Genomic DNA, 18,880 nt, shown 5'->3' on the forward strand with positions numbered 1-18,880 from the left:
CTAGCTAATTATAAGTAATCATAATCTATACTATGTCTGCTAGTCAGAAAATTCTGTATTTCTAAGTATTATAAGCTACATTGTGTCTAGCGATTGCTCTTCTCTCAAAAACTTTTTGGTTTACTGAGTAATGATTTTCCACTCTGAACCCTCAAGAGCAGGAAAACAAATTTTCATTGGTATGTAACCGATTAAGTCATGCCAGCGTTGTTCAATCAAATCCATAATCATCTGAGATTCTTGCTCACTAGCTAGGGATACTAGGATAGACATTAAGTTCCCTAATGCAAAGAATCGGAAATCTATCTGTGAGGCTCCAATGTTTCCTGCTAAATATCCTCCGGTTTCTGGCAGCCATTCGGTTAACCAATCAGGAATTGATTCGGGATAAATGTTGAACTTATTGGCAACTTCTTTGCCGAACTCTTCACCTTTGTAGAGATAAATTTCGTTCAAACGTTTAATATCTATCCAGTAGTATTCTTTAACGTGGTACTCAAGGGCTGCTAAACGTCGGCTAACTATCCGCAGATATTCAACACCACCATTATCCGGCAAGAGCAGTTCAGTTGCTCCTCGTAAAGCTGCATAAAATAAAACTTGAATTTCTAAAGGATTCCCATACACTCCCATACGACGGTCAATCATAAAAGCACCATCAGGAACTAACATTGTTGGGTACATCGCAAACCGATGTACCAAACAGAACTCTAAAATCAGCTTGATACCTTGTTGAAAGTCTTCTTGATGGGCTAGAGACATGTCTTTTGTCGCCTTGACATAAGCCCGTAGTAAAATAATCCACCACAGACAAGAATCGACAGGTGGGACTCTACCTATAGCATGTTCTCCAAAATCAGCTGTCAAAAATTGTTCTGTGTTGCTGATATCAACTTTGAAGCTGGCAGGCATTAATCCTGGTCCTGGCTTAAAAAAGTCCATCTGCTTTTCATGGCTCTGCAAAGCTAGAGTCTCTACTAAAAAATTGCGGACAATTTCTACTCTCCCCTGTATGAGAAAAATGAGACCAGAAGTAACAAAATCACGGACAAAGCACTGGTCATAGTTGAGGGCTTCTTTTTTCGGGTCGCAAGCTGCTAGTGTTCCAATTGGGCGGTTTCGATACACAATAATAGAGTTTTCAAGTACCCTCCAAGCTTCACTGACGGAATCAACTTTTCCATTGTTTAGGTTCATCAATTTACCTTGTAGTACTTTATTCTTTGTAAATGGTGCAGTAGTTGCAGGAAATATTTGCGTGTATTAGGCATTAACAAGGTGCTAAAATAATCTGAAGTGAGCCATTTGTTTGTCCAAAAGAAATTAACAGTTATTTTGATGAAAACCTTTGTGGGCTAAGTATTACTGTGAGCTATTTCTTAGTCAATGCAACAATTGTTTGCTTGCAGCTCGAGAGTATCTGCTTATCATTAGTACTGATAGATTTGATTTGATGAAATTTTTGCAGATTTATTTTCATCTTCTTGGCTGATGCTTTGCCAAAGTCAACTGATTTAGCAGAAAGCGTGTTGTTTTTCTCTTGTCCTGTAAAACAGCTAAACTCCGAACGAGGGTAATAGAAGGCTCCTAAAACTTTTCCTTGTTGACGTTGTAATATCAGGTAAGCTTTACCAATCTGATTAGGTTGAGGGATTTCACCATACAGATATGTTCCGTCAGCAAGCGAATCTGATGTTTCTGATGTTGTTGAGCTATTTTGCAGGCTTTTACCAGTTGCTACCGGAATTTCTAAACCAATTAAAGCTAGTCCAAGGAGAGTAAAGGTTGCCGTTTTGAGAAGTCTCCTCATAACAGTTGCAGGTTGATTCATTTATTTTTCTCCTTGCGTTACTGTTTGATAGACTGATCTTAGAACTATTGCTGGTTGTATAAATCTTTCTTACGTTAGATATCCTTACTTAAATAGTAGTATTGCTCTACACTCCCAATGTAGTATTGCTCTACACTCCCAATACAGTTCGATTAAGCTCTAAGCGGCATTGAGTATAGAAAAAAGAGTGTTTCTAATTTTCCCAATAAAACCACCAAACCCTTATCTAGTAAATCTTTAATGATTTATAGGCTGTTTTTGATTACAATCACTACCTCCTTAAGACTCAACTATCTCCCTATCCACACACACAACCCCCCACTGCGGAAACTTCGCCAGCAGCTTCTTGATCACAATCTGCAAAGCCGGGTCATCATCCCAACACTCCTGCAAAAAGTCAAACCCCAGATTCTGCCCAACCAGAGAAGCCATCTTCAGTTTCTCCATTCGCAATAGTCTAACTTTGGATCTAATGGCGATATCTTCTCTACGAGACGCTCCGCGAACGGCGGTAAACAATGCCTCATTAGATTTTGCACCTGATAATTGACTACAGATATATTCCACTGCTTCTCAAACTTGCTGATTGTTGCTCTCATGCTGGCGTAATACTTGCTGTCTAGCAAATATTGAATTACCCACAATGGGGGACATTCTCCAAGGTTTGCTCTATCCAACCATTCAAATATCTCACTTTGATTTAATGACACGGGCGCGGCGGAACTTTCACCTTCATGATCCGCTTTGATTTCTCCACCCAAAACTGAATTTTCAACCAACAACAAAGCAGAATAACCCTGTTCTACTTCCTCCTGAGTTTGATAAGCGATCGCAGAATTTAAAGATTTTTCATTTTGGGCAACGGGCGCGGCGGAATCAGTGCCTTCATGACAGTCCCTCGATTCAACGCTAAAATCCTGGTTTTCAGCCAACAACGAAGCAGATTCACCCTGCACAGCTTCCACAAGCGTTAGTGATGTACAGTCATTCGCCGTAGGCGAGTCTTCTTCCTTCTCTGACACGCCTTCGACAGACTGAGGCGACGCGCCCCCCAAGGGCGCATGAGCCGTCTCCTCCTCACGCGAATTTCCTGTAAGCGTGTCAGAGATACACCTCACAATCTCTTTTGAAGAGATTGTGAGGTGTTCCTGAGTAGTTCGTGAGGTTTCCTGGAACCCTTGCTCTGACGGACTTTGACCCAAAATAGATGCTTCATACAAAGCACCCATTTCTTCAGGGACAGCATCTATCTCTGAAATCTCAGCATTTGGTTCTCGTTTTTCAGCATCTAATTCTCGTGAGACAAAATTAGCTTTCTCCCAGAACTCCTTCATCCGACTGCCATGCAAATTTTTCACCATCCAGCTAGCCGTTTCCCGCCCATCTTCTATGGACTTGTCGGGCTTGAAAATGAACAACCCACTTTCGGAGAGAATTTTCTTTGCAGAGATAAAAGTACTGTACCCCAAAGCTGAGGTCAAAGGCATCCACCGGGAGCCATAAGGGTCAGCCGTCCAACACTCTTGCCACAATTGCGTAATTGATGGCTTTTGTTGCGATGCCCACAACAAATCTTCTATGGGAATAATCACATGAAGCCTCTTATACGGTGATTGTGCTTTATCAGCAGTCTTTTTGAGCTTGGGTCTTGTGATAGTTGCGGTCATTTTACAATCTCCTGTTATGTTGACGCACGGAAATTTCCCCCACTGTGATGCGGGGCTTGGTACTTCTATTCGTTTGTCTAAAAAGTTACCGATTTACTGAAAATCTATTGAGGTTGCCAGAATCTTAATTCATCTCGGAAATACCTATCAGTCTTTTTCGAGTCGTTCTGCCAGTGATCCCATGCAACGATTACCTCATCTCCCAAATCCTGAATCACTTCTCCTTTGGCGACATACAAAGTACGGTATGGGTCGGCATGGGCAACGATAGACCCGATACCAATTCTGTCCAGTTGAGAGGATGCGTTCTGGAGAGCAGTAATTAAATCAGTCTCCTGGGTGGTCAATTCCGCCCAGTAGTCCTGTTTGATTACCTCATACTCTTGAGCAACATTCCAAAAGTCCTGCCAACTACACCCAGGTTTTGCAAGTACCTGCCGAATATCACTAACCGCCTGGGGCAACATTTCCAATTGCTCGGCTCGATAGGCAATCGCAGATGGTGTAGGTTCACTTCCCAGAATTATGGCCGCAGCTTCCAGGGCTTGGGTGTTGTTCATGGCACTAGCGAGATTCTTCAACGCTATACCCATGAGTCGTAAGCATTCTTGGGCATTCTCTTTGGGTGGTTCAACAGCTAGCGATCGCAAATCAATAGTTTTCTCCAAGGCTTGCTTCACCTTTTTGTTTAACGCTTTAGTCGCCTGTTGCGTCATGGTATTTCCCCACTGTTGAGAAGGGCGTTGCTCAACCGCGTTTTCCAAATCCTGAATACGCTGCTTAAGCTGTTGGTTCTCAGCCTCCAACTGTCGTAGCGATTCCATCTCATCCAAACGCTGCTGCAATTGAATATTTTGCTCCCTCTGCTGCTTGTACAGGTTTTGCAAGGATTGGATTTGTTCTTGTACTTGTTCTTCTGCTCTGGCTGTGGCTTCTGACTGTAGCCCAATTCTCAATTCCTGGGAAAGTCGCTCTAACTCTCGCTGATGCTGTTCTTTAATTTGAGCGATCGCTTCCGTATATTCTGGTGGATAGTTCTGCTCTCTTTGGAATGGAACGCTGGGGGCATCTAAATCGGTGTTGTTGATGAGCAGCCTCTCACCATCAGCAAAAGTGACAATCTGCTGCCAATGATTTGGTGCATCTGCCTCAATGGTTCCCTCTTCTCCATACCTTGGGTGTGACTGTTGTGAAACTGTGACAATAGCTTTTTGAGGAACCACTGGTTCTTGAATTTTGGGAACCATTGGTTCCTGAATAGATTGCTTTTTGCGTGGAAGTTGAGGAACCACAATATTTGCAGCAGCCGCAAAGTCTGATTCGCCAGGGGAAGGATTATCTTTGAGAGCGATCGCTACAGCTTGTTTTAATTTCTCTGGTTCCTTGACTAGCCGCAGCAGTGGACGGGCTTGACGCTCATTTTTGATGTGTCCCCCCAACTCGCCAACTGCGTCTATAACCTTTTTGGCTCCTAGCAGTTGGTTGATTCGTCGGTATCCACCCCAGGCGTATAATTCACGCTGGCAGTATTCTTCAAAGTTTTTATATCCAGCTTGCAGGTAAAGCTGTTGTTCCCTCATCTGGAGAATTTCATCTACCGCTTGCCACTCGAATCGGTCGATGGCGGTGAAGGTTTCCTGAATGCTGGTGTTGAGGTTGCTGTAGTCCAGCGTCGTTGTTTGTTCGGGTTCTAGTGTCAGCATTTTTCTTGCCCACTATGGTAAATGCTTAAAAGTTGAGGTGTTGCAGTTTAACCAAAGTGAACAAGAGCAGCTGATTTGGAAAGTTTTTCCAAAAATGTGTCAGCATTATAATTAGCTCACTTTGTCGTTAACGGATTGAGCAGGCGATCGCATTGCTTGCCGGCGGTGATCGCTTTTGCTATGCAATTAAGTCCAATACTAGATTTACAGACTTTGGAATAATCTTAATCATCTTGGGTTATTCTGGTGCTTGTATTGGAATATTATAATACCAAACCAATACAAGCAAGACCTTTAAAAGTTAACCCGCCTACATTAACTGTCGGCGGGTCTTTCTTTAAGCAATTTCAGCAATTGTTCATGAGTTTGCCTGAGAGAACGATTTTCCTCTCTCAGGCGGCTGATTCCCCCATAATATCCCCCTCTTTTAAAGCCTGTTCTATGGCCTCTACACGTTTCTTGAGATCAACAACGTCAATACCTCCAGCAACTCCAAGATATCCATCAATCCAGTTTGTAAGAACTTCGGTAACGTTTTTGTTCTCGCTTTTGACCTTAGCAACAAAATCTGCTTTTTTGCTTGGATCAATTTCAATCGAAATAAAAGTCCTTTCTCTCTTCGCCATATAGTCGTATCAAGCCTCGTTAAGAATGCCTACCACAAAACTATCAAGCTGTGGCGGTATTGGCAACTGTATTGTTTTTGGTATTGATAAAGTATCGTCAATGGCAATACACTATATAAATATAAGGGCAAGGAAATGCAACCGCCTGCACCCGAACGCAAAAAGGGTTTGCACTATCTGAACTTTGACAGCACAATCCAGAGTGACTGCTTGAGGAGCAACCGAGGCACTGGCACAACCAGAGAAGGCGAGGGGTACACAGCCGGAAATGGATTTGCACTGAATAAGAAATTACCGACAGGACGACGGGCCGCAGTTGAAGCGTTTGAAGTTATACACGTCGCCTGATACGTTGTATTTCCTGTTTTGGTATTGCTCAAGTGCCACTGGCTTTAAATCAGTGAACAGTAAACAGTTATCAGTTATCACAGTAACTCTCTCGGAGATTTGACCCTAACTGTTACCTACCACTTTTTAGAAGTGGGGGACTCTGACAAATCGGATAAAAAATCAATATGAACTGATAACTGATAACTGTTGATGGCTACGCCAAATCTTTTTGAGAGCGTTGTGCTAAACCACAACGTCGTTTGCACACATAACAAAAGCGATCGCTTTGCCTGGAAAACTTCGCGATCGCTTTTTACCCTTTTATCAAGGAACTCTATTATGCCTTATACAACACATACACAGCAAGCAATTCCTAGTTCTTCTCGTGACGAGCAAGCGATAGCCCAAGCAGAACTATACAGCCATCTCGAATCCCAAGCCGAAGCTGTAGCCCCCACCCAAGATCCTCTCACCAGCAGAGATCGCCGCATCATTGGCGAGATTATCGAGGTCGAACCCGAATCAGTTCGCACGATCTGGATAGAAGGCGGAATCACAGTATGGGTGCAGTTCGTGCAAGGCGGACGGCTACCCTTTGATCGCAACTGGTTTGCAAAAAGAGTTGCAGAGGTTAAGGCGACTCTACCAGAAACCCCACTAGAACGGAACGAACGCCTAAGCGATGAATTGGAAAAAGCCTGCACTGTTTTTGGTCTATATCACGGAGAGATTGACTGGCTCTCGTTTAGCACCAAACTCTACCAAGACGGGCATTTTGTGGGCTTCGTCGGGTGCAATCAACAAAGCTGGTACGCAAGACCAAGACAGTACGGAGTCAATCGCGTGGCTCCTAGTGCAGAACAAGTGATTGCATCGTTGGGAGTCCGAGCAACAGTAGCGGCGTAAGTTGCTGAAGTGAAAAAGGGCGATTGCTTCCCAAGACAAAAGCAATCGCCACCTATATGCAATTACAATAATCATCGCACATAGTACAGCAAGTAACATCACATATTTAGATTCGGGTTTCTATAACCATCAACTGAAAATTATGCGCCCTCCAACAGATCCAAACGCACAGGTGTAAGAAATCCCTGAAGTGAAAAAAGGCGATTGCTGCCCCAAGACAAAAGCAATCGCCTCTACAACGAAATTTATGACAATTTAAATCATCATGCCACATCAAATATGATTAGCCCATTTTCTCTTCAAGAAGCCGATTGTGATGAATCCCCAGAGAAAATTCTTCTTCCTCCAACCGACCCCTATGCAGAGGTACAAGAAATTCCTCCCTACAAACTTGTATACGTGAATGGAGCTTGCCCCAGAACTTATCGAGTGTATAAGGGTGATTCCATGATTGGGGTGATATTTCAGCATATTACGCACTGGTCGAATGCTGTAGATAAGATTCGATACGCCGAGCCGGTTGATGCAGCAGTTGGACTAGACGACTTCATGAAGGTGGCAAGAGTATCAACAGATTTAGTTGCAGTGTAAGGAAACGGGTGGGCAGGAAGACCCACCTGTGTGGCAAGGAGCAAAACTAAATTATCAGTTTATCGAAATAGAACAACACAATTCATTGGATAAATCAATGGAACCAATAGAAATACTGAACCAGTTCAATTCGTGCTACCTGAAAATTCAGGCGATCGCTCAAGATGAAAATTGGCTTTTGTTGATTGCGGACAAGAAGATTGACCCAGAAGCAGCAACTCACTTGGGCGATGTTCTGCACTATTTGGCTGAGGCAATGGGTTGTCTGGAAGAAATTGTTGAGGTCAAGTTTAATCAGGAATCAAAATCATGAAACTCTATGCAACCAGTATTCCTCAAGCAAAGCCCAAGTTGGGCAACTGTTATATCAAACAAAGCAGGTTTGGTTGAAGTAGAAATCAATGATGAAGACCCTGGATTTCATTCAATCATTGAGGAATTATCTACTGAAATTGAGCCAGGAGTTATTGGTGTAAAAGCTAGCGATTTATGTAAGAGACTCAGCATTGAAATGATTGATACTAACAAAGAAGTTTGACAACCAAATTAGTAAAACCCAAAATAATGAAATTCACCACTGTCTCTGTTAGCTACTCCAGAAAATTTAATCTCGGCGACTACGAATCACTGGAACTAGGTTGTTCTTTGTGGGCGCAAGTGGAAGATGGAGAAGATGCTGATGGAATAACTCAATTTCTCTATCAACAAGCAAAAACTTCGGTAAAACAAGCGGCAAGGCCTGTGTTAAAAGCCTCAGAGTTTCAGATAAATAAAGCTAAATCTAGCAAAAAAGTGTCTGGTGATGTCAATGAAAATGATTGGTAAGAGTTTGGAATTGACTAATGCAAGAATTAATCAAAGCTTTAATCAAGGCAAAGGCAGAGTTTAATCCAATTCAAAAAGACGGTACTAATCCTCATTACAAGCGTAAATATGCAACCCTAGATGCTGTGTTGGATGCTGTCACCCCTGGACTTGGTAAATATGGATTAGTAATAATTCAAACTACTGAAATCTGTGAAGGTAAAACAACACTGCAAACTCACCTTTTTCATGAATCTGGAGAGCGCATTACCAGCACTTATCCTTTACCTGAGATTGCTGACTCTCAAAAGTTTGGTGCAGCTTTGACCTATGCTCGTCGCTATGCCGTTTGTGCAATTTTATCGGTAACTGCTGATGAAGATAATGATGCTGAAGGTGCAACTACTCCTCAAAAGCCTGAACAACCACAAAATAATATTAGACCCCGCAAAGACAATCAACAGCCTAGAATTCAGCCAACCAAACAAGCTATAACTCCACCATCAATCAACCCAAAAGATTTGCGAGTCAAAGAAGTTCGCACGCTTTTAAATTATCCACTCGATTTAGTCAAAGAGTGGCTGCATTCTCGAAATGTTACAAGTCCAAGTGAGCTTGATTCTGTTCAGATTGATGAACTAGTGAAAACCATGTGTTTGGCTTGGGCTGGTAATAAGTTTGGACATCCAAACCATGCTGTTAACTCTTATCAGAAACAGGTAATCGATGCTGTATTACGAGGTGTTTCTGAGATGGAAGCAATTCAAGCATGGATGGAAGGAGCGCTTGCACAATTGCCAGAACTTAATTGAATCAATCATATCTTCTTATAATACCAATAGGAAAACATTATGCCAAGAAAATCCACTTACCCCACCTCTACTGACCAGTCCTCACTCTGCCTACAATATCTTGGCCGTTGTGGTGGTAGCGCTCGATTGTGCAGTATCAGCTTTAGTCTTAGTGTCATTCAAATGTTGGTTAATCAAAGAAAAGTAAAGATTACCAATACAGGTGCGGGTTTCTATGTTCAATTGGAGGAATCTAAATGACTAACCACAAACAAGCTATTTACCAATCTCAATTAGACCACAAGAGTAAATTGCTTCTTCGCCGCCGGACTAGAAAAAGATTCAATCCCAGAATTTTTCTCGACCGCATCATAGAAACAACTGCAATTGTATCTTTACTTTTTACCGGATTTGCGGGAGTTGGAGCAACAGGCTGCTGGGGAATGGAGATTATTGAAACGAATGCTGACCCCAACATAATCATCTCTGGTTGGGAGCAACAAAAAAATATCTGCATGGGTGCAATGTTGGTCAGTTTTTCCGCTTTCTTGGGCAGTTCTTTGGTCGGAGCAAGTTTCAGTATTCACCGGGATAAATTTTAGGGGAAGAAACGACAATGGAAATAAAATTAACTACACCAGAGATTCGGGCTATCTTGCAAGGCTGTCAATATACATTGCAGGTGGTTGGGAGTAGTAAGGATTATCGCAGGCTTCAATCGTCCGAGTACTTTTCTACATCAAATGATGTGGTGCTAAATGATGCGTTCAATGTTTTAGGAGAAATAGTAGACGCAATTGATCAGGTAGAGCAATTTTCTCAACAAGGAGAATCAGGGTATGAAGCAAGAAATTAAAGTTGTACAGAATTTTATTTTGTTCGACAATAGAGAGAAAAACCAATGTCAAAGCTTAAATATTTGAATGTTTTTGTCGCAGCATCAGGAGCAACGGCAATGGCAATCGGCATCATTATCGGTGTTAAAGGAACAATTGCGGGAGAGGGTGCAAAAAGTTGGATTTCTGGCTTGTCCCTGATGCTAGGGGGAGTTGGATTGCAAACAATAGTTCTAGATCGTCTGTTGAAAACTCAAATTGAAGAACAAATCGACAGAACTTTAGAGGAAAGGCTCAAAGCAAAACCAAAGGCTTGCAAAGGATGCCGGAATTTTCATGGTATTGAATATGGAAGAGTAAAGCTGGTTTGTGCGATTCATCCGCATGGAGTAGAAGGTGATACTTGCTCAGATCATGAGAAGTTCCCCAGCACTAAGGAACTAATTGAGTAAAAAAGATGAATTTTAGTCCTTTCATCAAAGGCATCAGTACAGTAACGGCAACAATTATCTGTAGTTATGTTGGCACTCAATATCTCGGTAAAAATATCATGTATGCCATAAGCGGGGCAATAGTCGGAACTGGGATCACAACATTCATTACTGACCAAATTGCAAGACAAATTGAGGTTAACCAAATTCTGTTAGGGCAACCTCAGCCCAACTCTTGGAGAGGCTGCCCTAACGACTACGCTCAGGGCAAGCTTTTACCTATACCCACCAACTGTAAAGGGTGCAAATACTATCACGGTATCCCATACAACGGTGTAACGCTCAATTGCGCTATTCATCCTCAAGGATCATTTGGCGATCAATGCCCCGATTGGCAAGGCTTTCAAGAATCTACACAACTAGGTTCAACTGAAAGAATTGTAAATATTCTTTTTCAGCCCGATGAAGACGAACCAACTGGACACGTAACTATATTCCGTTGTTTAGGCGACTGGCACGAGGAAGAATTAACAAAACCTTACGAATTTGCTACTTCTGTTGTCTCAATTGCTAGCCCTTTAGCTTGTCCAATAACTTCGGATCTAAAAATGGATAAGTATTGCGAAAAATCTGGATTTATTCGCACTTCAATCGGCATGAAAAAAAAGATACTTAGTCGTGAAGACCTTGCACAAACTTAGTTGGCATTCTTATAAATTACAAAGGAGCAAAAAAATGGCGTTAACTCTAGATAATCGCTCTCGAAACAAAGAATCGTCCTTAACTCAAGCATTACGGCAGATATAACAGCTAAACTCCAAGATTCAAGAGTTGGAGCAGCAGCATCAAGATTATGTGCAGAAGCAACAGAATTTGATTGCTGCGATTGCCGAAATCTGTGTTTCTCCAATGCAGGAAATACAGGCGCTGCGGATTTTGATTTATCGGGGAGAAGCAGCTTGTCGGCAGTACCTGCGTTCAGTGTTGGTTAAACACAGGAAGGATTCTTGAAAAAGCAAGGGAGAAGAAGAATTACTCAAACATAATTCTCTTTTCTCCCTTCCTTTTCCTCCCTTGTTCCCTCATCACTTGGCTAAACTCTCTTCAGAAGGAATCAAACCCAATTGATGACGGGCAAGAGTTCCTTGAAGGTGAAGCGCAAATCCTTTTTCCCAAAACAGCCGATGCATTTCTGACTCATTCCATCCTTCCATTGCTTGAATCCGTTTTGCTGCTTCATACAACGGCTCTGGAATAGAAACTGCTATTTGAATCATTTTTGGTGTAGTTTTCTTAGGCATTTTCTGATCAACAAGGAGACTTTTATATAACTATACCCCTATAGTTAGATGTTTTTGTTAAAAAACCTTCCCCAAATAATATCTTATCTACAGGGGTATAGATAGTATATTTGTGCTACTCTAGAAGTTCGCCAAGTGAACTTGGCGGGGTAAAGGGGAATGGCACTAAGTTAATCGCAAAGCCCTGATATAACAAGATTTTGAGTGTGGGGAGTGTGGGGGAGTGTGGGGAGAGGGGGGGGTAAGACTTCTTCCCCGTCCTCCCACACCTCCCACACCCTGCCAGCAAGGAAGTTTCAGCTTTTCAAGCGTGCCATTCCTCTCATGGTCTGCTTGCTTTTTACCGAAGGTACAAAAATTGTGCCTTCGGTATCACTGCATCAAAACGCATCGGATGAAAGATTTTATAAGTAATTGCATTATGTCAAACAAACACTTATTGAAAGTAAAACGAATTCATCCTAAAGAATTTAAATTGAAGCACGGATTATCGGTGTCCGAGATTCATGAACTAAGCGACTATCCACCAGAAACTCTTAAGCACTGGTTGGCTGACGAGCATAGTAGTCGTTACCAACAACCAAAAGAATCTGTCTTAAATCATTTTGGTTTATTAGATTTATATTTAAGCGCTTTTTAAATTAAAAAAGGTCACACAGACACTACCCGTTTCGACATGGTTTTTTTATTATAAAAGAGCAAAGTCAATAGATAGTCAATAGTTGTTTGTCATGGACATCAATATTGATACAGATATTGACAGTGACATTGATACAGATATTGCTACTGATATGACACGGATATTGACTAACTTTTTAAAACTGTTGATACGGATTTGACTAAGTTCATGAAGTCAAAATGGAGAGAACAACTTTTTCATCAAAAACCAAGCCAATCGGGAGTCAATTTCTTGCTTTTACCGATGTCAAAAGCCAAAGCAACTAAAATTTTAGGCATCTGCCCCCGTACATTAGAACGGTGGACAGAAGTTGCTCAACTTGTTCCAGAGTATAGATTAATACTCTTAAGAATGAAAGCTTTTGCTCAAGAAAAGAGACTACGTGCGCCATTAATGACAACGTATCAAGTATGGGTAGTAGGAAAGATTGGCGAATTGTTTTCTGACATTGTTCAAGGCATTGATAAAAAGCCCCTTGTTGAGGCCATTATTGAAGCTAACAAAGGTGAATATACTCGCAGCAACTTTGAACAAGAACAACTTAGATTCACATCATACGGTTTAGGAGAAATACATCATGTCGAATAGCATATTCACCCGTGCAGAATTATTTGAATTATTGAGTGCTAACTACAAGCCAGAGCAAATCATTGCTGGGTTAGAACAACTGGCTCAGTCAGATCCAACAGTTGATCCAAATGCAGAAGAATTTCCTGTAGAAATCAGCGATCGCTTAGAAAAGTTGTTCAGTTTAGCGCAAACAACTCTCGACCAATCAAAGCTGTTAGGAGGTGAGAGCAATTTAGCGAATATACAAACTCATGCCATAGAAAGTGTGAGTGAACAATTACATCTTGCTGGAGTCAGTCGGGAAACTTTTAAAGCATTCTTGGACATTGTGGCAGGCAAGACTGTTGCTCAAGCGCTGGCAGTTCACGAGTTTGAGCAAGAATTGTTCGATGAAATCACCAGTGAACTTGATGCTCGTTCATTACAGCGACGCACAGAGCAAGGCTTTGATGAAATAGCGTTTATTTATCAGTTGGCCAAGAATCCCGAAATCAGACAACAAATTACCCAAGAGTACGGGTTAAAGACTGGGGATGAGGTAAAACAAGAGGTTGAAAAACTCACTAATACTGCTACTTCTGGTTTTGACCCGCAAGCATTCTTACAAGAACTAGGAGTTCCAGCACCAGAAAAAAAGTCGAAACTACCTGCGACGATTCAGGATATGAAAAATTTGACACGCTCTTTGTTGAGCGAGAAATTCCAATCTCGAGCTTAAAATGGCGCAAGTTCTTCAAGGAAAATCTTTTCGGATTCTCAGTCATTTTTTTTCTAGTTTGCATTGGGCTTTCTGTTTACGTCCGTGTTATTAATGCACCACCACCCCAGACAATACAAAGTATCCAAGGGCAACAACCGTAAAATATTTTGGCTGAGTGTTTGATGAAATATCAGAAGCAAGCGATGTTGGGATTATTGGGCATGGGGTTAATCGCAAGTCCTTGGTTATCACAACTGCCAGCCCAATTCAAAACTTACTCTCACGGTATTACTATTCGTGAGTCTGAAGAACTAGAACGCATTAAAGCCGAGCAAAGGGCAGAAACCGCCGACAAAATTAACTCTCTTGGAGTTACGCCCTCATTCAGTAAGTTACGAATTAGGAACTATCTAGACTCAAAAAAACGTAACCCTAGACCTGACACTACAGGTTATTTAGAAGATGAGACAGTTTTTGTGTATGACTCAACTGGTTTATGTATTGGGCGAATTGAACAGAGGCAATGGAAATGGAAATATCGATTCAAAAATGCTTGTAAGAATTCGCCACTACTTAAAGATTCACCCAATTGATTTATGAAATATCTCACTCCAAACAAATCTAATTCACAACCGAAACCAGAATCATCACCACAGAAAGAGCCGAAAAAAGGAGGGAGTGACTACCTAGAATTGTTAGCTCGGTGGATTGTGGCATTAATCTCACTGCCAGTCATCTTTATCTCACATATTATTGCCCAATTCGTTACCCCAGGCACACCCGGATACAAGCTCGTTGGTGCAATTGGTTTCTGGATTGGTACACTCCTTTCTACTGATAGCATCTGGCAGGTTTTATTTCAGGGAAAACCGATTTTTCCCTGGTTTGAAACAGAATGGATTGGTTGGTTTGGTTGGTTACAACTCCTATTTAATCCCTTGTTTTGGATTAGCTTTGGTATCTCTGCACTTGTTCAAGTGATGGAAGCTCGGACATTGCGTGGTAAAGATCCACAACAGGCCAAGAACGAGTTTGAGGAATCAAAACAATACACACTCGGCAGTAAACCAAATGGGAATATCGACCTGACAGTGGCTTTATGGGGTGATTATAAAGCTGCTGGCATGAAAGAACGTCATACAGGTGGAGCGATCGCACTATTTTTCTGGGTACTAGACATCACCACCACATTCGTTGGTCGTAATCCTTTCCGTTACACTAACCCAGCCGCAATTTTGGGTTGTTTTGCTTATAACTGTGCCTCAATGATGGCTGGCGAGATTGGTTACAACATTTGGAAGCTAACTAAGTAAGAGGAAAGAAAATGCAGCAACAAATACCAATGCTCGGTACAAAAGAAACGGCACTTTTACGTGACGACTACCCCAGTATTGAGTATTTGGAAGCTGGGAATACCGCCTCTTGGTTACAGGAACGACAGGATCAGTTGTTAGTCCGCGCCAGGGACGAACGTAACGGTATGAATCTGGCGAAGTTCATCACACTGACCACCGCTCTTACTGGCGCAGTTTGTTATGCTACCTCTCCTCTTGCTCCTATCGGTGCAGTCGTAGCTGGTGTTGGTTATCTATGGTCAATTGTTCAGGACTTAAACGATACCCATCAATTTGCACCGATTCCCTTTATACGTGGTGGCTTTTTTGAATTCCTTTCGGCAATGGGAGATAGTGTTGCCAGGGATGAATACAATGCCTGCAAAAATGAACTGGCTGACTTGATGCTGCACTTAGAGCCAATGGAGAAATACGAATTTGCCATGCTCAAACAATGTTCTCATGTTGTATGTGAATATCTGAATGCTGTTGAGCCTGGGAAAAGATTTTATGCTTACCGTTGGCTGCTCGATTGGTTTATTCAACTTAAAGGCTATTTCCCTACCCCTGAACAGCTATCCGGTCATTTGGCGCAAGTAAGTGTTGACCCCAGAGTAAACTATCAGCAAGTTACGGCTATTCAAGAAGCAACCAAACCTCAGAATTTAGGTATTCCAGAGGCAAGGTTTGCAAAACTACCAACTCCTGTCCCACAAACAACCCAAACTTCAGCGCAACAGATTCACTCTAATGAAGCTTACCCTTTGTTAAATAGTGAATTCTTGGGAGCAGAAGCCTCTCATAGCTTAACTAATACCGATATCTCCACCTACACCACTAAACCCCAAGTGCAGTATGACCTAATTGGGCATATTGCGAAAAAAGTTACCAATATGCTGTGGGTTGGTGTCCCTGGTTCTGGCAAGGGGATCACCATTAGCAATGCAATCGACGCTATCAAGCGGCTGCATTCTGGCATACACATCTTTTATATTGACCCCAAAGGTGACGAGAAAGAAACCGGTTATTTCAAAGGTCGTGTTGATACTTTTAAACGGGCTAAAATCTTAGAAATGTCTCCGGTCGAAGCCGTTAAATGGGTCAAAGAATGCTTTACCGAATTTCAAAATATCTCTGGCTCCAAGCTGATTATTTTGGATGAAGGTACGGCTGTCTGTTCCAAATTTAAAAATACCAAGGGTGAAATTGGTTGGCTCAAGGACAAAATCATCTCTTACTGTTCTTGCGGTGATAGTTCCGGTTGGCATTTCTGGATTGTCGTGCAGAACCCCCACACTGATGACTTGGGCATTTCTGGCGGGCTGCGATCGCAGTTAACCTCTGTGGCGCTGGTTCATCCTGATAACGTCCCAGCTTACAACGCCATGATTGCCACTCAACTCATCCCCAGCGATCGCAAGATTACCTCAACCCAAGTAATGGAGATTGCTGCACAATCACCAGTTGGTCGAGCAGTTTATTACGGCGGCATCAATGAATGGATACCAATGCCTCTGTTAAAGAATTTCTCTGGTTATGACCGGGATACCAAAAACTTTATTGACTCTGCACCAAGTAATAAGCAAACCTCTCAAGCTGAAACTAACGAGTCTTGCACACCAACAACCCAAGCTCAACAGATGTTGGCACTTTTAGAGAAGACGAAAGCTAATTCCATTGATGAGTTTATCCAAACCGAGTTGAAATTAGACGGAGTTCCACCAGACTTAATCCGCTTAGGAATCGAAAGATTGCTTCAGAATTCACATCTTAAGTACAAATTCGGCGGCTGCAATAGCAATCAAAATTAAAATTTGTTGAATAACCTATGCAAGACAACAATCGAAACAACTCCCCATCAGCAGCCTCAAACCCTTTAGAAAAGTTAACAACGAGTGTTGTTAATTTTATTAACAGTCTCTCTCAAAGCTTAAAACTATCAGAACGCGAACTACTAGTTCAAAAACAGTGGCTACACAATATGCAAACTAGTAAGCTTCTCAAAGAACAACAGGATTTCATCAATGAAGCTAATCAGCAGATGCCTATACTATTAACTTCCAAGTCAAGATTAATAATTCTGGAAGCAATACTTGTCAATCGTGCTAGGAATGGACAACCTATAGATGATTTAGTGACGGCAATTGAAGTGGTCAGAAAGAACGTTCTTGAGATAGATATCCAGCCCAATCTCAATTTAGAAAAGGAGCAAAAAACTCAACCTCAGAAAACCAAAGATGCACTAATTACACATCGTCACCAGTACGAGTTACCTGTTCTGAGCGAAGTTGGTGATTTAATCACTGATGTCCGAAACCTTATATTAATTGTGCCCCTATTTGTTTTGATTTTGCCGATTACTAGCCCAAGAATTTGCGATTCTTGGGAGAATGCTACTGGCACTTATGAAAACAAAAGTTTGTATTGTCAACTTTTAAGTGATTTGAATCGCTTTTTTCAAGACTATCAGAAGCTAAAATGAATCTTCTAGCTCTGGTAACAATCGCCGGACAGAACTGGAATGGTATTGGGGTTATCCAGCTTGTTTAGCAGCTATGGTAGCGATCGCGGCTGGATTGCTCTTCTTTTTTTGCATCGCGGTTGGTTCGAGAGTTTTTCCACGACTAAGCATGATTAAGAGGCAGTTATTATCACCTGTGCTGCTATTGAAAGGATAACCAAAATATAGTCAGCAATTCCTAAACGAGACACTTGGATCTGAGACTGATTGCCTTGAGCTATCAAAATCGTTTTAGACCCTGCGCTATGTTCAGCTTCTAGATCACTTAAATTATCGCCAATAAACCAACAATTTGGTAAATCTATATTTTTACTCTATCTAATTTGCTCTTTATAAAGTAAAATCGCATTAACTTAAGTCAAAACATCTTTACTACTTTTATAATTAGGATTATCGGTATCTTAACTTTAAGAACTTGTGGCATAATGAGCAATATTCTCACGGGAGAAAAATTCTTGTTGAGGTAGATTGAATGCCTGTTACCTACGAACTTAGAGATTATCAACATCAGTGGATAAAAGATATTTGGAATTCTTGGGAAAAAGGTAATAGGCGGGTGCTTGGACAACTCCCGACAGCCGCCGGGAAAACGGTGTGTTTTGCACATATTTCCCATAAATTCTTTGAGCAAGGGAAGCAAGTTTTAGTCATTGCCCATCGGATCGAGTTGATATCTCAAGCTGCTGAAAAGCTAGAGCAAATTATCGGTGAACCAGTTGGGATTATCAAAGCAGGTGTTCTGGCTAATCCTGAACGGAGAATCCAAGTTGCTAGCGTTCAAACGTTGAGCAGACGAGAGGTATTAGAGTTGCCAATGAACATTGGACTTTTGATATTAGATGAGGCGCATCATGCAACTGCTTTATCTTATCGACGACTAATTGAACATTATGAAAGCGCCCAGATATTAGGTGTAACTGCCACTCCCCAGAGAATTGACGGTCAAGGTTTTGTTGATTTATTTGATGATTTGGTTATTGGCATTGACACGGCTTACTTAATTCAGTCCGGGTATTTAAGTAACTTTCGATTATTTGCAACGAATCAAACTATTTCTACTCTTGGAGTTGCAAAATCTCGTGGGGATTTTAGAGCTAAAGATTTAGCGGTTGCCGTCACTAGCCAAATTGGTGTTAGTGAAATCCTTGAGAATTACTTTAAATATGCACGAAATCTTCGTACAGTTATTTTCGCCTGTAGCTTAGAACATTCTCGTGCCCTGGCTGCGGAATTTTCTCGTAATTATATTAGTGCCGAAC

The 18,880-nt window shown here is 41.7% G+C and carries 27 protein-coding genes and 1 pseudogene; 21 read left to right on the forward strand and 7 right to left on the reverse strand.

The window, feature by feature from the left end; genetic code table 11:
* Positions 1–126: 126 nt before the first annotated feature.
* The 5 genes and pseudogenes from IQ274_RS33915 to IQ274_RS33935 all read right to left on the reverse strand — a co-directional run.
* Positions 127–1,197, reverse strand: a pseudogene (locus IQ274_RS33915) (glycoside hydrolase 100 family protein); the annotation flags it as partial.
* A gap of 175 nt (positions 1,198–1,372) precedes the next feature.
* The gene (locus IQ274_RS33920) at positions 1,373–1,831 is read right to left on the reverse strand and encodes a hypothetical protein (protein WP_194144935.1); all 459 of its coding nucleotides are present in this window, start codon (positions 1,829–1,831) and stop codon (positions 1,373–1,375) included.
* A 434-nt stretch (positions 1,832–2,265) separates the two neighbouring features.
* Positions 2,266–3,498 (reverse strand): hypothetical protein, encoded by a 1,233-nt coding sequence (locus IQ274_RS33925; protein ID WP_228058573.1) that lies wholly within the window; start codon positions 3,496–3,498, stop codon positions 2,266–2,268.
* Between the two features lie 104 nt (positions 3,499–3,602).
* Positions 3,603–5,201, reverse strand: coding sequence for a hypothetical protein (locus IQ274_RS33930; protein ID WP_194144936.1), 1,599 nt, complete (start codon positions 5,199–5,201; stop codon positions 3,603–3,605).
* Positions 5,202–5,593: 392 nt separating this feature from the next.
* Positions 5,594–5,827: a hypothetical protein gene (locus IQ274_RS33935; RefSeq protein ID WP_069071877.1), complete on the reverse strand. Its 234-nt coding sequence runs from the start codon at positions 5,825–5,827 to the stop codon at positions 5,594–5,596.
* A 135-nt stretch (positions 5,828–5,962) separates the two neighbouring features.
* On the opposite strand from IQ274_RS33935, the gene IQ274_RS33940 reads away from it, so the two are divergent.
* The 13 genes from IQ274_RS33940 (at position 5,963) to IQ274_RS34000 (ending at position 11,527) form a co-directional block, all read left to right on the forward strand.
* A complete protein-coding gene (locus IQ274_RS33940; protein ID WP_194144937.1) occupies positions 5,963–6,175 on the forward strand; it encodes a hypothetical protein in 213 nt (70 codons plus the stop codon).
* A 321-nt stretch (positions 6,176–6,496) separates the two neighbouring features.
* Entirely contained in the window at positions 6,497–7,063 is a 567-nt protein-coding gene (locus tag IQ274_RS33945) for a hypothetical protein (RefSeq protein WP_194144938.1), read from the forward strand.
* A gap of 204 nt (positions 7,064–7,267) precedes the next feature.
* A complete protein-coding gene (locus IQ274_RS33950; RefSeq protein ID WP_228058574.1) occupies positions 7,268–7,654 on the forward strand; it encodes a hypothetical protein in 387 nt (128 codons plus the stop codon).
* Complete coding sequence (locus tag IQ274_RS33955) at positions 7,644–7,967, forward strand: hypothetical protein (RefSeq protein ID WP_228058575.1); 324 nt, start codon at positions 7,644–7,646, stop codon at positions 7,965–7,967. The genes IQ274_RS33950 and IQ274_RS33955 overlap by 11 nt, the downstream gene beginning before the upstream one ends.
* Before the next feature lie 6 nt (positions 7,968–7,973).
* On the forward strand, positions 7,974–8,192 hold the full coding sequence (locus IQ274_RS33960) for a hypothetical protein (RefSeq protein WP_194144939.1): 219 nt from the start codon (positions 7,974–7,976) through the stop codon (positions 8,190–8,192).
* Positions 8,193–8,218: 26 nt separating this feature from the next.
* Entirely contained in the window at positions 8,219–8,479 is a 261-nt protein-coding gene (locus tag IQ274_RS33965) for a hypothetical protein (protein WP_194144940.1), read from the forward strand.
* Positions 8,480–8,496: 17 nt separating this feature from the next.
* Positions 8,497–9,270, forward strand: a complete 774-nt coding sequence (locus tag IQ274_RS33970) for an ERF family protein (protein WP_194144941.1) — start codon at positions 8,497–8,499, stop codon at positions 9,268–9,270.
* A 39-nt stretch (positions 9,271–9,309) separates the two neighbouring features.
* On the forward strand, positions 9,310–9,510 hold the full coding sequence (locus IQ274_RS33975; protein WP_194144942.1) for a hypothetical protein: 201 nt from the start codon (positions 9,310–9,312) through the stop codon (positions 9,508–9,510).
* The gene (locus IQ274_RS33980; RefSeq protein ID WP_194144943.1) at positions 9,507–9,851 is read left to right on the forward strand and encodes a hypothetical protein; all 345 of its coding nucleotides are present in this window, start codon (positions 9,507–9,509) and stop codon (positions 9,849–9,851) included. Before IQ274_RS33975 ends, IQ274_RS33980 begins: the two co-directional genes overlap by 4 nt.
* 14 nt (positions 9,852–9,865) lie before the next feature.
* Positions 9,866–10,105, forward strand: a complete 240-nt coding sequence (locus tag IQ274_RS33985; RefSeq protein WP_194144944.1) for a hypothetical protein — start codon at positions 9,866–9,868, stop codon at positions 10,103–10,105.
* Positions 10,106–10,150: 45 nt separating this feature from the next.
* Complete coding sequence (locus tag IQ274_RS33990) at positions 10,151–10,537, forward strand: hypothetical protein (RefSeq protein WP_194144945.1); 387 nt, start codon at positions 10,151–10,153, stop codon at positions 10,535–10,537.
* Positions 10,538–10,542: 5 nt separating this feature from the next.
* Entirely contained in the window at positions 10,543–11,217 is a 675-nt protein-coding gene (locus IQ274_RS33995) for a hypothetical protein (RefSeq protein WP_194144946.1), read from the forward strand.
* Between the two features lie 130 nt (positions 11,218–11,347).
* A complete protein-coding gene (locus IQ274_RS34000) occupies positions 11,348–11,527 on the forward strand; it encodes a hypothetical protein (RefSeq protein ID WP_228058576.1) in 180 nt (59 codons plus the stop codon).
* A gap of 74 nt (positions 11,528–11,601) precedes the next feature.
* Here the strand turns inward: IQ274_RS34000 and IQ274_RS34005 are convergent, their stop codons facing one another.
* Complete coding sequence (locus tag IQ274_RS34005; RefSeq protein ID WP_194144947.1) at positions 11,602–11,817, reverse strand: hypothetical protein; 216 nt, start codon at positions 11,815–11,817, stop codon at positions 11,602–11,604.
* Between the two features lie 421 nt (positions 11,818–12,238).
* Between IQ274_RS34005 and IQ274_RS34010 the strand changes: the two genes are divergently transcribed.
* The 7 genes from IQ274_RS34010 (at position 12,239) to IQ274_RS34040 (ending at position 17,582) form a co-directional block, all read left to right on the forward strand.
* Positions 12,239–12,457, forward strand: a complete 219-nt coding sequence (locus tag IQ274_RS34010; protein ID WP_100903457.1) for a hypothetical protein — start codon at positions 12,239–12,241, stop codon at positions 12,455–12,457.
* A gap of 207 nt (positions 12,458–12,664) precedes the next feature.
* The gene (locus IQ274_RS34015; RefSeq protein WP_194144948.1) at positions 12,665–13,084 is read left to right on the forward strand and encodes a hypothetical protein; all 420 of its coding nucleotides are present in this window, start codon (positions 12,665–12,667) and stop codon (positions 13,082–13,084) included.
* Positions 13,074–13,784, forward strand: coding sequence for a hypothetical protein (locus tag IQ274_RS34020; RefSeq protein WP_194144949.1), 711 nt, complete (start codon positions 13,074–13,076; stop codon positions 13,782–13,784). Before IQ274_RS34015 ends, IQ274_RS34020 begins: the two co-directional genes overlap by 11 nt.
* Before the next feature lie 164 nt (positions 13,785–13,948).
* On the forward strand, positions 13,949–14,359 hold the full coding sequence (locus IQ274_RS34025; protein ID WP_194144950.1) for a hypothetical protein: 411 nt from the start codon (positions 13,949–13,951) through the stop codon (positions 14,357–14,359).
* 3 nt (positions 14,360–14,362) lie between these two features.
* Positions 14,363–15,079 (forward strand): hypothetical protein, encoded by a 717-nt coding sequence (locus IQ274_RS34030; RefSeq protein WP_194144951.1) that lies wholly within the window; start codon positions 14,363–14,365, stop codon positions 15,077–15,079.
* Between the two features lie 11 nt (positions 15,080–15,090).
* Positions 15,091–16,911 (forward strand): hypothetical protein, encoded by a 1,821-nt coding sequence (locus IQ274_RS34035; protein ID WP_194144952.1) that lies wholly within the window; start codon positions 15,091–15,093, stop codon positions 16,909–16,911.
* Positions 16,912–16,928: 17 nt separating this feature from the next.
* Positions 16,929–17,582, forward strand: coding sequence for a hypothetical protein (locus IQ274_RS34040; RefSeq protein WP_194144953.1), 654 nt, complete (start codon positions 16,929–16,931; stop codon positions 17,580–17,582).
* Between the two features lie 152 nt (positions 17,583–17,734).
* Here the strand turns inward: IQ274_RS34040 and IQ274_RS38190 are convergent, their stop codons facing one another.
* Positions 17,735–17,926, reverse strand: coding sequence for an HAD hydrolase-like protein (locus IQ274_RS38190; RefSeq protein ID WP_194144956.1), 192 nt, complete (start codon positions 17,924–17,926; stop codon positions 17,735–17,737).
* A 167-nt stretch (positions 17,927–18,093) separates the two neighbouring features.
* Between IQ274_RS38190 and IQ274_RS34050 the strand changes: the two genes are divergently transcribed.
* The coding region (locus IQ274_RS34050) for a DEAD/DEAH box helicase (RefSeq protein ID WP_194144954.1) at positions 18,094–18,880 on the forward strand (787 nt) is incomplete at its 3' end.

It is taken from the genome of Nostoc sp. LEGE 12447, from assembly GCF_015206985.1.
GTDB lineage: Bacteria > Cyanobacteriota > Cyanobacteriia > Cyanobacteriales > Nostocaceae > Nostoc.

Excerpts from the sequence above, each read along its gene's own strand:
- IQ274_RS33920 (WP_194144935.1), bottom strand. The coding sequence starts at position 1,831 with ATGAATCAACCTGCAACTGTTATGAGGAGACTTCTCAAAACGGCAACC.
- IQ274_RS33925 (WP_228058573.1), bottom strand. The coding sequence starts at position 3,498 with ATGACCGCAACTATCACAAGACCCAAGCTCAAAAAGACTGCTGATAAA.
- IQ274_RS33930 (WP_194144936.1), bottom strand. The coding sequence starts at position 5,201 with ATGCTGACACTAGAACCCGAACAAACAACGACGCTGGACTACAGCAAC.
- IQ274_RS33935 (WP_069071877.1), bottom strand. The coding sequence starts at position 5,827 with ATGGCGAAGAGAGAAAGGACTTTTATTTCGATTGAAATTGATCCAAGC.
- IQ274_RS33940 (WP_194144937.1), top strand. The coding sequence starts at position 5,963 with ATGCAACCGCCTGCACCCGAACGCAAAAAGGGTTTGCACTATCTGAAC.
- IQ274_RS33945 (WP_194144938.1), top strand. The coding sequence starts at position 6,497 with ATGCCTTATACAACACATACACAGCAAGCAATTCCTAGTTCTTCTCGT.
- IQ274_RS33960 (WP_194144939.1), top strand. The coding sequence starts at position 7,974 with ATGCAACCAGTATTCCTCAAGCAAAGCCCAAGTTGGGCAACTGTTATA.
- IQ274_RS33965 (WP_194144940.1), top strand. The coding sequence starts at position 8,219 with ATGAAATTCACCACTGTCTCTGTTAGCTACTCCAGAAAATTTAATCTC.
- IQ274_RS33970 (WP_194144941.1), top strand. The coding sequence starts at position 8,497 with ATGCAAGAATTAATCAAAGCTTTAATCAAGGCAAAGGCAGAGTTTAAT.
- IQ274_RS33975 (WP_194144942.1), top strand. The coding sequence starts at position 9,310 with ATGCCAAGAAAATCCACTTACCCCACCTCTACTGACCAGTCCTCACTC.
- IQ274_RS33980 (WP_194144943.1), top strand. The coding sequence starts at position 9,507 with ATGACTAACCACAAACAAGCTATTTACCAATCTCAATTAGACCACAAG.
- IQ274_RS33985 (WP_194144944.1), top strand. The coding sequence starts at position 9,866 with ATGGAAATAAAATTAACTACACCAGAGATTCGGGCTATCTTGCAAGGC.
- IQ274_RS33990 (WP_194144945.1), top strand. The coding sequence starts at position 10,151 with ATGTCAAAGCTTAAATATTTGAATGTTTTTGTCGCAGCATCAGGAGCA.
- IQ274_RS33995 (WP_194144946.1), top strand. The coding sequence starts at position 10,543 with ATGAATTTTAGTCCTTTCATCAAAGGCATCAGTACAGTAACGGCAACA.
- IQ274_RS34005 (WP_194144947.1), bottom strand. The coding sequence starts at position 11,817 with ATGCCTAAGAAAACTACACCAAAAATGATTCAAATAGCAGTTTCTATT.
- IQ274_RS34010 (WP_100903457.1), top strand. The coding sequence starts at position 12,239 with ATGTCAAACAAACACTTATTGAAAGTAAAACGAATTCATCCTAAAGAA.
- IQ274_RS34015 (WP_194144948.1), top strand. The coding sequence starts at position 12,665 with ATGAAGTCAAAATGGAGAGAACAACTTTTTCATCAAAAACCAAGCCAA.
- IQ274_RS34020 (WP_194144949.1), top strand. The coding sequence starts at position 13,074 with ATGTCGAATAGCATATTCACCCGTGCAGAATTATTTGAATTATTGAGT.
- IQ274_RS34025 (WP_194144950.1), top strand. The coding sequence starts at position 13,949 with ATGAAATATCAGAAGCAAGCGATGTTGGGATTATTGGGCATGGGGTTA.
- IQ274_RS34030 (WP_194144951.1), top strand. The coding sequence starts at position 14,363 with ATGAAATATCTCACTCCAAACAAATCTAATTCACAACCGAAACCAGAA.
- IQ274_RS34035 (WP_194144952.1), top strand. The coding sequence starts at position 15,091 with ATGCAGCAACAAATACCAATGCTCGGTACAAAAGAAACGGCACTTTTA.
- IQ274_RS34040 (WP_194144953.1), top strand. The coding sequence starts at position 16,929 with ATGCAAGACAACAATCGAAACAACTCCCCATCAGCAGCCTCAAACCCT.